Here is an 11,457-nt window from a genome sequence, read left to right as displayed (position 1 = left end):
CACGTGGCTGTCCACCTTCACCGGAACCAGAACCTGCCCGCGGGGCGCGGGGCAGCTCCGCCGCCAGGGATCGAACCTGGACCATCAGAACCAAAATCTGAGGTGCTGCCTTTACACCACGGCGGATCGCAGACGGAGTAACCGTCCACGGTTGGACATCGTGGCATGCATGTCCTCACGGTGGCAGTGGTACCCGGCCGAACAACACGAAGCGCGTCCAAATGGGTGTGACGCGGCTCACGGTCCTGGTGGTGCGGCGGCTTCGCCTGGTTCATTGGGACGCGTAGGTTACGGTTGCGTAGGCGAGGCTCGCCTAACTTCTGGAAGACGGGGTAGCTGGGTATGACGAGGACCCTCGACGAGACGTCCGGTGGTGACACGACCGCCAGGAAAGGGCCCAAGCCCATCACGGTGGGCCACCGCAAGAACTTCGTCCAGCTGGGGGTGTACATCTTCATCCTCGTGCCGTTCGCCGCGCTGATCGCGGCGGTGCCGCTGGCCTGGGGATGGGGTCTGACCTGGGTGGACGTGATCCTCGCGTTCGTGTTCTTCTACTTCACCGGGCACGGCGTCACCATCGGCTACCACCGGTACTTCACCCACGGCTCGTTCAAGGCCAAGCGGCCGCTGAAGATCTTCCTCGCGATCGCGGGCTCCATGGCCATGCAGGGCCCGCCGATCATCTGGGTGGCCGACCACCGGCGCCACCACGCGTTCTCCGACAAGGAGGGCGACCCGCACTCGCCGTGGCTGTACGGCACCGGGCCGGTCGCGCTCACCAAGGGCTTCTGGCACGCGCACATGGGCTGGGTGTTCGACCGCAGCCTCACCAACAAGGAGCGGTTCGCGCCGGACCTGCTCGCCGACAAGGACATCGTGCGGGTCAACAACACCTTCGCGATCTGGACCGCGCTGTCGCTGGGGCTGCCCGCGCTGCTCGGCGGGCTCATCACCTGGTCGTGGTGGGGCGCGCTGACCGCGTTCTTCTGGGCCGGCCTCGTGCGGATCGCGATCCTGCACCACGTGACCTGGTCGACCAACTCGATCTGCCACATGATCGGCGACCGGCCGTTCGTGTCCAGGGACAAGGCGGCCAACGTGTGGCCGCTCGCGATCCTGTCGTTCGGCGAGTCGTGGCACAACCTGCACCACGCCGACCCGACCTGCGCCCGCCACGGCGTCAGGAAGGGGCAGATCGACACCTCGGCGCGCATCATCTGGTTCTTCGAGAAGTTCGGCTGGGTGCACAGCGTGCGCTGGCCGACGCCCGCCCGCCTCGCCAAGATCTCGGCTGGCGCGGAAGCGTAATTGCCGCGGACCGTCGGTGGTTGCCTCTAGGGTGACTGAAATGGCGGTCAGGCGACGGGAACGTGCCCGTGCGGCGCCTCCTCGACGAGGGGAGGCGCCGGTGGCCCGGGTACGCATGACAGGCGAGGAGCGGCGGCAGCAGCTGCTGGACGTGGCGCGGTCGCTCTTCGCCGAAAAGGGGTTCGACGGTGCGTCGGTCGAGGAGATCGCGCACCGGGCGAAGGTGTCCAAACCGGTGGTCTACGAGCACTTCGGTGGCAAGGAGGGCGTGTACGCGGTCGTCGTCGACCGGGAGATGCACAACCTCCTGACACAGATGACCACCGCGCTGACCGAGGAGGACGCGCATCCCCGGCTGCTGCTCGAACGCGCGGCCGCGGCGCTGCTCGACTACGTCGAGGGGTCGGCCGACGGGTTCCGCATCCTCGTCCGCGCGTCGCCGGTCGCGTCGTCGACGGGCACGTTCTCCTCGCTGCTGAACGACATCGCCTCGCAGGTGGAGAGCATCCTCGGGGTGCAGTTCAGCTTGCGCGGCTACGACCCGAAGCTGGCGGCCCTGTACAGCCAGGCGTTGGTGGGGATGGTCGCGCTGACCGGGCAGTGGTGGCTCGACTCGCGCAAGCCGAGCAAGGACGAGGTGGCCGCGCACCTGGTCAACCTCTCCTGGAACGGGCTGTCCCACCTGGAGGAGGCGCCCGACCTGCGCGAGAAGCACTGACCACCGGGCCGCCGGCAGGTTGGCGGGGGCCTGCTCAGGCCGGGGTGACGCGCAACAGCTTGTCGTCCGTGCCGTTGCTCGTCGTCAGGTACAGCGCGCCGTCCGGGCCGCTGCGTGCCGCGCGCAACCGGCCGAACGTGTCCGTGAACTCCTTCGGCACCGACACAGACGCCACGTCACCCTGTTCTGTCAGGGACAGCAGGACGACCTTCTCGCCCTTCAGTGCGGTGATGACCAGCGCGCCGTTCAACGCACCCCACTGGTCGCCCTCCAGGAACGCCGCCGCGCACACCGCCTCCGTCATGTCCCCGGTCTGCCACTTCGCGGGCACCGCGTCCGGGAACCGCTCCAGGTCGGTCATCTCGACGCTCTCGTCGTAGCCGTCGACGGTGCCGCCCTGTGCCGGGTCCCAGCCGTAGTTCTCGCCCGCCCGCAACAGGTTGACCTCGTCGTTCTTGCTGGGACCGTGCTCGGCGGTGAACACCTGGTCCGAGTCCGGCCGCAGCGCGACGCCCTGGATGTTGCGGTGGCCGTAGGTGTAGACGTAGCGCTCGCGCTCGTTCGCGGAACCGATGAACGGGTTGTCCTCCTTGGGCTCCCCCGTCTCGAGGTCGAGCCGCAGCACCTTGCCGCCCAGGTTCGTGCGGTCCTGCGGGTAGTCGCCCCGCGCGGTGTCGCCGGTGCCGACGAGCAGCGCGCCGTCGCGGGCGAGTGTCGGCCGGCAGCCCGAGTGCCGCCCGGACGGGTTCAGCGGGAGACCGGTCAGCAGCTCCTTCTCGCGGGTCGCGATCCGGCCGTCCTCGGCCAGGCGCCACGTGACGAGCCGGATGTCGTTCGGCTCACCGTTCTCCGTGTGGGTCTGGCAGGTGGTGAACCGGCGCGTCTCCGCGAAGTCCGGGTGCACGACCATGCCCATCAGGCCACCCTCGCCCTGGACGAGCACATCGGACAGGTCCGCCTTGACCTGCGTGACCGTCGCGCCCGGCGCGCTGCCCGACAGGAGCGCGATCCTCGCGGGCCGCTGCGACACGAGCACCTTGCCATCCGGCAGGAAGCCGATGTCCCAGCCGTGCGACAGGCCGCCGGCGACCGTCTCCACCTTGAGCTGCGGGGTTTCGGTGCTGCTCGGCGTGGTCGGTTCGCTCGAACCGCTCCTGGGCACCTGCCCGGTGCCGTCACGCTCCGTCGGAGCGTCGGTGCAGGCGGTGAGCACGGCGAGTGTCGCTGCGACAACGAGCAAACTCGTCCTGGTTCGCATGGGTCCAGAATGCCCGGCCGCGCGTCGCACCGCTGTGTGGTGACGCCGGTGTGGAGGTGGGGCGGATGAGCGACGACTGGTGGGTGGAACGCCAGCAGAACAAGCGGCTGCAGGGGCTCGAGGAGGACCTGAGCCACGTCAGCTCGGCGTTGTCGTCGGCCCGTGCGTCCCAGAACCGGTTGAAGGCCGAGCTGTCGAAGGTCAGCGGCTCGATGGAACAGCGCCTGAACCGGCTCTCCGCCGCGTTCGACGCGTTCGTGGAGATCAGCGACCTGCGGGTGACGCTCGGGCTGTTCGACTCGCACGGCCGGGTGCGGCACCAGGCCAGGCAACTGCTCGCCGGAGCCGGGCTGCCCGAGGTGTCCGACGTGGACGGCTACTGGCTCGCGCCGGCACTGGTCGCGCTGCGCGGTGCGGCCGACGGCGCCGTGGACGCCGAGGCGCTCGCGTTGGCGTCGGCCAGGGACCCCTTGCGCACCGCGGCCTTCCACGTGCTGCTCACGTCCGTTCTCGGCGGCCGGTCGACGGTGCCATCGCTCGCGCCCGCGCTGCCGCCGCTGCCCGGCGAGGTGCCCGCGTACCAGCGTGCCGTGTGGCTGCTCGCGGCCGACGGGTTCTTCGGCGAGCAGGGGTGGGAGCTGGCGCGTGAGCGGTGCGCCGAGCTCGTGGCCGGGCCGACCGGCGATTCGCTGACGACCGCACTGCGCGACGTCGCGGCGCCAAGGGCGGTCGTCGCGGTGCCCAAGGAGCTGGACGGCGCCGGTTCCCTCGCAGGCTCGCTGCACGCGTGCGAGAAGCTCGCGGTGCTGCGGACCTGGGTCACCGAGGCACTCGATGGCTACACGAACGAGCCGGAGGCCGAGCCGGACGAGCTGTCCCGCGCGACACTGGAACTCCTGATCGACGAGGGCAGCGCGGAGGAGCTGCCGCTGCTGGCGCGGGAACGGGAGCTGCGCGCGGTCATCGAGGGCGCGGCCACCGCAAAGGCCACGTGGGACAGTCCGGCCGGGACCGCGGTGGACCTGTTGCGCGCGGACGTCTCGTCGGAACGCCCCAACCGCAGGGCACTCGCGGTGCGGGCGAGCGGGCCGGTGCTGCTCACGCTCGCCGAGGAGTTCGCGACGACGGCACGTGCCGAGCCGCCATCGTCGCTGGAGGTGCGCACCAGGCACGGCCGCGTGACGATCACGCCGACCGGCCCGGACGCCACGTCGATGCGGCGGGCGCTGGAGACGGTGGCGCGCACGGCGAACGTGGAGTCCAGCCGCAAGGCGGTGGCGATCGGCGCCGGTGTCGCCGGTGTGCTGCTGGTGGTGCTCGCGGTGTTCGCGGGCTGGGGCTGGGCCGTCCCCGCGGCGGTGGCCCTCGCCGTGGCCGGCTACCAGTGGCACGCGGACGGCAGGGAACGCGCGAACGCGGCGGCGGAGGCCGAGCAGGCGAAGAACACGCTCGTCGCCGACGTCGGCCAGCGCGTCGAGGCGTTCGCCAAGACCTGCCGTGAGCTGCGCGACCGGCGGCCCGCGGTGGACGACGACCTGGCGGCGTTGCGGACGGCGCTGTCATGAGATCGTGAGCGGGTGACGCTGAGGCTGGAGATCGAGGACGCGGTCGCGACGCTCACCATCGACCGGCCGGCGAAGCGCAACGCGATGAGCTTCGAGATGTGGTCGGCCATCCCCGGCCTGCTCGACGAGGTCGCAGCGGACGAGGCCGTCGCTGCCCTGGTCATCCGGGGCACGGATCACTTCTCCGCGGGTGCCGACATCAGCGAGTTCGCGACGCTGCGCGCCGACGCGGCCGGCGCGCAGCGGTACGGCGCGGCCGTCGCCGCGGGCGAACGCGCCATCGCCGGCCTGCCGAAACCGACGATCGCCGCGATCACGGGCGTGTGCGTCGGCGGCGGCTGCGAGATCGCGCTGGCATGCGACCTGCGGGTGGCGGCGCGGGACGCCCGGTTCGGCATCACCCCCGCCAAGCTCGGCATCGTCTACAACTTCACGTCCACGAAGCAGCTGGTCGACGTCGTCGGCCCGGCATGGGCCAGGCAGATCCTGTTCACGGCGGAGATCCTCGACGCCGGCACCGCGCTGCGGATCGGCCTGGTCAACGAGCTGACCGAGGACCCGGTGGCCCGCGCGCGGGAGCTGGCGGCAACCATGGCCACCCGAGCGCAGGTCAGTGTCCGCGGCGCCAAGACGATCATCACCAGGATCACCGAAGGCGGACACGAGGACGACGAGGTCCGCGCGCTCTACGCGAGGTCGGTGCGGAGCGCCGACTACGCCGAGGGCGTTGCCGCGTTCCTGGAGAAGCGCCCCCCGCGGTTCTAGACCCGTTCCAGACCCTGGCGGGTGGGCGCCCGCGGGTGACGACGCGGCTGCCGCCCAGCCGCGGGATCATGCCGTGCACGGGGAACCCCGCCGCCCACGACGCACTGGTCGACGTGGCCACCCTGACCCGGCACGGGGCAACGGCCCCGCCGGGCGGCGTGCGTGAACTCGGTGGCGCGGGGCACGTAGTGTGGACGTCGAGAACCCCTCCGCCGGGCTCGTCCGGGGCAGGGGTGTGTCCGCGCGTGCTCCGAGGGGTATCTCCAGTGTCGTTGTCCGGTCTGCTGCAAGCAGTGCTGCCCGACCCCGCCCTGACCAAGATCACCGAATCCGCCGGGGCGACCAGCCTCGAGCTGGAAGGCCCCACCGCCGTCCGGCCGCTGGTCACCGCCGCACTGGCGGCCCGAAAGCCCGTCCTCGCGATCACCGCGACCGGCCACGAGGCCGACGACCTCACCGCCGCGCTCCGCGACCTGCTCGGCCGCGACGCCGTCGCCGACTTCCCGTCGTGGGAGACGTTGCCGCACGAGCGCCTCTCACCGCGCGCCGACACGGTCGGCCGCCGCCTCGAGGTGCTGCACCGGCTCCGCCGCGACGACCCGCCGCGGGTCGTGGTCGCCACCGTGCGCAGCCTCATCCAGCCGATGGCGCCCGGCCTCGGCGAGCTCGACCCGGTCCACCTCGTCGTCGGCGCGGAGCACGACTTCGACGGCGTCGTCGAACGCCTCGTCGAGCTCGCCTACACCCGCGTCGACATGGTCGAGAAGCGCGGCGAGTTCGCCGTCCGGGGCGGCATCCTCGACATCTTCCCGCCAACCGCCGAGCACCCGGCCCGCGTCGAGTTCTGGGGCGACGAGGTGTCGGAGATCCGCTGCTTCGCCGTCGCCGACCAGCGCTCGCTGCCGGCCGAGATCGTCGAGGTCAACGCCCCGCCCTGCCGCGAGCTGCTGCTCACCGAGGACATCCGGCACCGGGCGATGGCGCTCGCCGAGGAGCAGAGCTCGGGCGGCGGCGCCAGCGACATGGCCGACGCCCACCTCGCCGAGATGCTCGTCAAGCTCGCCGACGGCATCCCCACCGAGGGCATGGAGGCCCTGATCCCGGTCCTCTGCGAGGGCGAGCTGGACCTGCTCACCGACGTCCTGCCCGACGGCGCGCACGTCCTCGTCATCGACCCCGAGAAGGTCCGCACCCGCGCGCACGACCTCGTCCGCACCGGCCAGGAGTTCCTCGAGGCCGCGTGGATGGCCGCGGCCGGCGGCGGCAAGGCCCCGCTCGACCTCGGCGCCTCGGCCTACCGCGGCCTTGGCGAGGTCGCCCAGCACGCCCGCGACACCGGCCACCCGTGGTGGACGCTCTCGCAGCTCACCACCCCCGGCGAGAAGGTCGTCCAGCTCGACATCGCGGGCGTCGACGGCTACCGGGGCGACATCGCCCGCGCCTTCGCCGACCTCCGTGCCCACACCGCCACCGGCGGCGCGGCCGTGCTCGTCGTCCCCGGCGCCGGCACCGCCCGCCGCGCGGTCGAGCAGCTGTCCGAGGCCGAGGTCCCCGCCACGTTCGCCGAGGACGGCCTCACCGAGCCGCCGGCGAGCGGCATCGTCACCGTCGTCCGCGGCACCCTCGAGGAGGGCTTCCTCGCGCCGGAGCGCGCCCTGGTGGTGCTCACCGAGACCGACCTGACCGGCGGCAGGCACGGCACGTCCACCAGGGACCTCTCCGCGAGGATGCCGTCCCGGCGGCGCAACGCGGTCGACCCGCTCGCGCTCAAGGCAGGCGACTTCGTCGTCCACGAACAGCACGGCATCGGCCGCTACGTCGAGATGGTCCAGCGCACCGTCGGCGGTGCGACCCGCGAGTACCTACTGCTCGAATACGCCTCCTCCAAACGCGGCCAGCCAGGCGACCGCCTGTTCGTGCCCACCGACCAGCTCGACCAGGTGTCCCGCTACGTCGGTGGTGAGCTGCCCACCCTCAACAAGCTCGGTGGCTCCGACTGGAAGAACACCAAGGCCAAGGCGAAGAAGGCCGTCAAGCAGATCGCGGCCGAGCTGGTGCAGCTCTACGCGGCCCGCCAGTCCGCACCCGGTCACGCGTTCGGTCCCGACACCCCGTGGCAGCGCGAGCTCGAGGACGCGTTCCCGTTCACCGAGACCGCCGACCAGATGGCCGCGATCGACGAGGTCAAGGCCGACATGATGCGCAGCGTCCCGATGGACCGGGTGGTCTGCGGCGACGTCGGCTACGGCAAGACCGAGATCGCGGTGCGCGCCGCGTTCAAGGCCGTGCAGGACGGCAAGCAGGTCGTGGTCCTGGTGCCCACCACGCTGCTCGCCCAGCAGCACCTCAACACCTTCACCGAGCGCATGTCCGCCTTCCCGATCACCGTGAAGGGCCTGTCCCGGTTCACGCACGGCCAGGACGCCGACGCGGTCATCGAGGGCCTCGCCGCAGGCGAGGTCGACGTGGTGATCGGGACGCACCGCCTGCTGCAGACCGGCATCCGCTACAAGGACCTCGGTCTCGTGATCGTCGACGAGGAGCAGCGGTTCGGCGTCGAGCACAAGGAGCACATCAAGTCGCTCCGCACCCACGTCGACGTGCTCACCATGTCCGCGACCCCGATCCCGCGCACGCTCGAGATGTCGCTCGCCGGCATCCGCGAGATGTCGACCATCCTCACCCCGCCGGAGGACCGGCACCCGATCCTCACCTACGTCGGCGGCTACGACGACAAGCAGGTCGGTGCCGCCATCCGCCGCGAGCTGCTGCGCGACGGCCAGGTGTTCTTCGTGCACAACCGGGTCTCGTCGATCGAGAAGGCCGCGCGCCGCCTCCGCGAGCTGGTGCCGGAGGCCAGGGTCGTCACCGCGCACGGCCAGATGAACGAGGACCGCCTCGAGAAGATCATCGAAGGGTTCTGGACCCGCGAGTTCGACGTGCTGGTGTGCACCACGATCGTCGAGACCGGTCTCGACATCGCGAACGCCAACACGCTGATCGTCGAGCGCGGTGACCTGCTCGGCCTCGCCCAGCTGCACCAGCTGCGTGGTCGCGTCGGCCGCGGCCGCGAGCGGGGCTACGCCTACTTCCTGTACCCGCCGGACGCGCCGCTGACCGAGACCGCCCACGACCGGCTCGCCACGATCGCGCAGAACACCGAGCTGGGTGCGGGCATGGCGGTGGCGATGAAGGACCTGGAGATCCGCGGCGCCGGCAACATCCTCGGCGCCGAGCAGTCCGGTCACATCGCGGGCGTCGGCTTCGACCTCTACATCCGGCTCGTCGGCGAGGCGGTCGAGGCGTTCCGCAAGCACGCGGGCGCCGAACCTGGTGAGGAGGAGGACGAGCTCGCCGAGGTGCGGGTCGACCTGCCGGTGGACGCACACATCCCGCACGACTACGTGCCGGGCGAGCGGCTGCGGCTCGAGGCCTACCGCAAGCTCGCCGCCGCGGCCGACGCGAACGCGCTCGCCGCCGTCGAGGAGGAGCTGAAGGACCGCTACGGCAACCCGCCGCTGCCGGTGCAGCGCCTGTTCGCGGTGGCCGCGTTCCGCCAGAAGTGCCGCCAGCACGGCGTCACCGAGGTGACGTTGCAGGGCAGCTCGATCCGGATCGCGCCGCTCGCGCTGCGCGACTCGCAGATCGTGCGGCTGAAACGCTTGCACCCCAAGGCGAACTACAAGCCGGTGAGCGAGCTGGTCACCGTGCCGAGGCCGACGGAGGGCGCCGCGGGCGGGCGGATCGGCGCGCCGCCGCTGCGTGACGTGGAGCTGCTGGACTGGTGCGGGAAGCTTCTTGACTCCCTGGTGATTGCCCCCGCTCCGGTTGGCTAGGAGGTTGTGAGAGGCTTGGCGACCGTGACGAGTGTCCTCCGCCGTGCCGTAGCGCCGATCGCCGCCGTGACCGCGCTGGTCGCGACGTTGTCCGCGTGCGGTACCGGGCCAAGCCAGGTCAACTCCGCCGTCATCATCGACGACCACGTCATCTCGGTCGACGAGGTGCAGTCCCTGATCGACGAGGTGGTCAAGGAGCCGGCCGCCCGGCCGCTCGCCGAGCAGCACAAGCTCGACCTCGTCGCACGCGAGGTCGTTTCGCAGCTGATCACCCACGAGCTGCTCACCGAGGTCGCCAGGGAGGAGAACCTCCGGGTCGACCAGTCGCAGCTGTCGCTGCTCCGTGAGCAGGACCCGTTCGGCCAGGAACTGCCCACCGACGGCAGCGTGCCCGCCGACCAGCTGGTGCCCGCGCTCGTCAACCGGGCGCGCGGGTTCGACGCGTACGCGAACGACAACCTGCTGCTGATGGAGCTGGCGAACCGGTACCTCGGCCGCGCCGACGTGAAGTACAACGTCGCCGGGGTCACCGACTACGACGACGCCAAGACGCTCGCGCAGAAGATCGTCGCCAACCCGGACAACGGCCCGTCGCTCATGCGGGCCGCCTCGGCCGAGGACCTGCCGCCGCAGCTGAACTCCGCCACCGGGCCTGGCCCGCTGGCCCTCCAGCTGATGGTGCCGGACGACTCGGTGCTCCTGATCAACCAGCCTGCCACCGCCCAGAGCGCGGGCAGCTTCTTCGTCGTGCAGGTCCTGTCGAAGGACATCGCGTCGAGCGCGTCGCCCGAGTTCGACCCGAGCCAGGTCGACCCGAGCCAGCTGCCGCAGTACGGCAAGTACCTGCTCCGTGAGCAGGCGATCGACAAGAACATCCGGGTGAGCCCTCGCTACGGCGAGTGGAACCTCGCGGAGATGAAGGTCCTGCCCAAGGCCGAGGCCGATGTCGCAGGGCTCCTGCTGCTGCCAGAAGAGGCCGACAAGCCGTGACGGCCGCGGCCGAGCCCACACTGTCCGGGACGGCCGTCGTGCTGCTCGGTCCCGGTGGTTCGGTCCCGGCGGCCGCCCTGCCGCTGGTGCGTGCCGCGGCGGCCGTGTACACGACGGAGGACGCGCCGCCGCCCGCCGTGCTCGCCGAGGAGGCGTTGTCCGGTCAGGTGGTGCTGTTGACCGCCGACCTCGACGATCCGGCGGCCGCCGCGCTGCTGGCGCGTGGTGCGGCGATCGTCCGGCCGGAACCGGTGTACGGCACGCGGCTGCTCGAAGCGGTCGCGGTGATGGACCGGCTGCGCTCGCCGGGCGGCTGCCCGTGGGATGCGGAGCAGACACACGACTCGCTGAAGCAGTACCTCGTCGAGGAGTGCTTCGAGCTGCTGGAAGCCATCGAGGACGGCGACCGGGCGGCGTTGCGCGAGGAACTCGGCGACGTGCTGCTGCAGGTGCTGTTCCACGCCCGGGTCGCGCAGGAGTCGGCGGACGCCCCGTTCTCCATCGACGACGTGGCGGCCGAGCTGGTGACCAAGCTGGTCGGCCGCCACCCCCATGTGTTCGCGGGCGGTGACCCCGCCGTGCGGGACGCGCGCACGCAGGAACACCGCTGGGAACAGCTGAAGCAGCAGGAGAAGAAGCGCGAGTCGAGCATCGACGGTGTCGCGATGGGGCAGCCGGCGGCGGCGCTGGCCGCGAAGCTGGTGCAGCGCACGAAACGGGCCGGGCTGCCCGCCGATCTGCTTCCGGACTCGCCCCTGTTCGCCACGGTGGCCCGGTCGAAGCTCGCGGGTGAGGATCCGGAGGGTGCGCTGCGCGCGGACGCCAGGAAGTTCGCCGCGGACGTGCGCACCGCGGAACAGGCGGCCCGCTCCGAGGGTGTGGACCCGGCCACCATGGACGCCGCGGAGTGGCGCCGGTACTGGCCGTCCTGACTGTCCCGGCTTCCGGGGTGCTGGTTCGTGTCATGCCTCCACAATGCGCGTGCTCGATGCCGTTGTCTCCAACAAGCCCGAGCGA

At 71.3% G+C, this 11,457-nt stretch carries 8 protein-coding genes and 1 tRNA gene; 7 read left to right on the top strand and 2 right to left on the bottom strand.

The annotated features are described in order from the left end of the window. Positions 1–55: 55 nt before the first annotated feature. Positions 56–126 (bottom strand) — tRNA-Gln (locus ACFPCV_RS11095). A gap of 216 nt (positions 127–342) precedes the next feature. Between ACFPCV_RS11095 and ACFPCV_RS11090 the strand changes: the two genes are divergently transcribed. Further along, positions 343–1,308 (top strand): acyl-CoA desaturase, encoded by a 966-nt coding sequence (locus ACFPCV_RS11090; RefSeq protein WP_378056005.1) that lies wholly within the window; start codon positions 343–345, stop codon positions 1,306–1,308. A gap of 115 nt (positions 1,309–1,423) precedes the next feature. Further along, positions 1,424–2,026 carry a TetR/AcrR family transcriptional regulator gene (locus ACFPCV_RS11085; protein WP_378056913.1) on the top strand — a complete coding sequence of 201 codons (603 nt, stop codon included), beginning with the start codon at positions 1,424–1,426 and terminating at the stop codon, positions 2,024–2,026. Between the two features lie 34 nt (positions 2,027–2,060). Here ACFPCV_RS11085 and ACFPCV_RS11080 read toward each other — a convergent pair whose 3' ends face one another. After that, a complete protein-coding gene (locus ACFPCV_RS11080) occupies positions 2,061–3,284 on the bottom strand; it encodes a PQQ-dependent sugar dehydrogenase (RefSeq protein WP_378056004.1) in 1,224 nt (407 codons plus the stop codon). A 65-nt stretch (positions 3,285–3,349) separates the two neighbouring features. On the opposite strand from ACFPCV_RS11080, the gene ACFPCV_RS11075 reads away from it, so the two are divergent. The 5 genes from ACFPCV_RS11075 to ACFPCV_RS11055 all read left to right on the top strand — a co-directional run bounded on the left by ACFPCV_RS11075 (position 3,350) and on the right by ACFPCV_RS11055 (position 11,372). Beyond that, positions 3,350–4,849, top strand: a complete 1,500-nt coding sequence (locus ACFPCV_RS11075) for a hypothetical protein (RefSeq protein WP_378056003.1) — start codon at positions 3,350–3,352, stop codon at positions 4,847–4,849. Positions 4,850–4,861: 12 nt separating this feature from the next. Further along, positions 4,862–5,614 (top strand): enoyl-CoA hydratase/isomerase family protein, encoded by a 753-nt coding sequence (locus ACFPCV_RS11070; RefSeq protein ID WP_378056002.1) that lies wholly within the window; start codon positions 4,862–4,864, stop codon positions 5,612–5,614. Between the two features lie 272 nt (positions 5,615–5,886). Continuing rightward, positions 5,887–9,450: a transcription-repair coupling factor gene (gene mfd / locus ACFPCV_RS11065; protein WP_378056912.1), complete on the top strand. Its 3,564-nt coding sequence runs from the start codon at positions 5,887–5,889 to the stop codon at positions 9,448–9,450. 24 nt (positions 9,451–9,474) lie between these two features. Further along, on the top strand, positions 9,475–10,440 hold the full coding sequence (locus tag ACFPCV_RS11060; RefSeq protein WP_378056001.1) for a hypothetical protein: 966 nt from the start codon (positions 9,475–9,477) through the stop codon (positions 10,438–10,440). Then, positions 10,437–11,372, top strand: a complete 936-nt coding sequence (locus tag ACFPCV_RS11055) for a nucleoside triphosphate pyrophosphohydrolase (RefSeq protein WP_378056000.1) — start codon at positions 10,437–10,439, stop codon at positions 11,370–11,372. Before ACFPCV_RS11060 ends, ACFPCV_RS11055 begins: the two co-directional genes overlap by 4 nt. The last annotated feature ends 85 nt before the right edge of the window (positions 11,373–11,457 follow it).

The sequence above is a fragment of the Actinophytocola glycyrrhizae genome (assembly GCF_042653545.1).
Taxonomy (GTDB): Bacteria; Actinomycetota; Actinomycetes; order Mycobacteriales; family Pseudonocardiaceae; genus Actinophytocola; species Actinophytocola glycyrrhizae.
The sequence above is the reverse complement of the archived record's forward strand: the minus strand, read 5'-3'. Positions and strand labels throughout refer to the sequence as shown.

Bases quoted from the DNA above. Each gene is read 5' to 3' on its own strand.
- ACFPCV_RS11090 (WP_378056005.1), top strand. From the start codon at position 343: ATGACGAGGACCCTCGACGAGACGTCCGGTGGTGACACGACCGCCAGG.
- ACFPCV_RS11085 (WP_378056913.1), top strand. From the start codon at position 1,424: ATGACAGGCGAGGAGCGGCGGCAGCAGCTGCTGGACGTGGCGCGGTCG.
- ACFPCV_RS11080 (WP_378056004.1), bottom strand. From the start codon at position 3,284: ATGCGAACCAGGACGAGTTTGCTCGTTGTCGCAGCGACACTCGCCGTG.
- ACFPCV_RS11075 (WP_378056003.1), top strand. From the start codon at position 3,350: ATGAGCGACGACTGGTGGGTGGAACGCCAGCAGAACAAGCGGCTGCAG.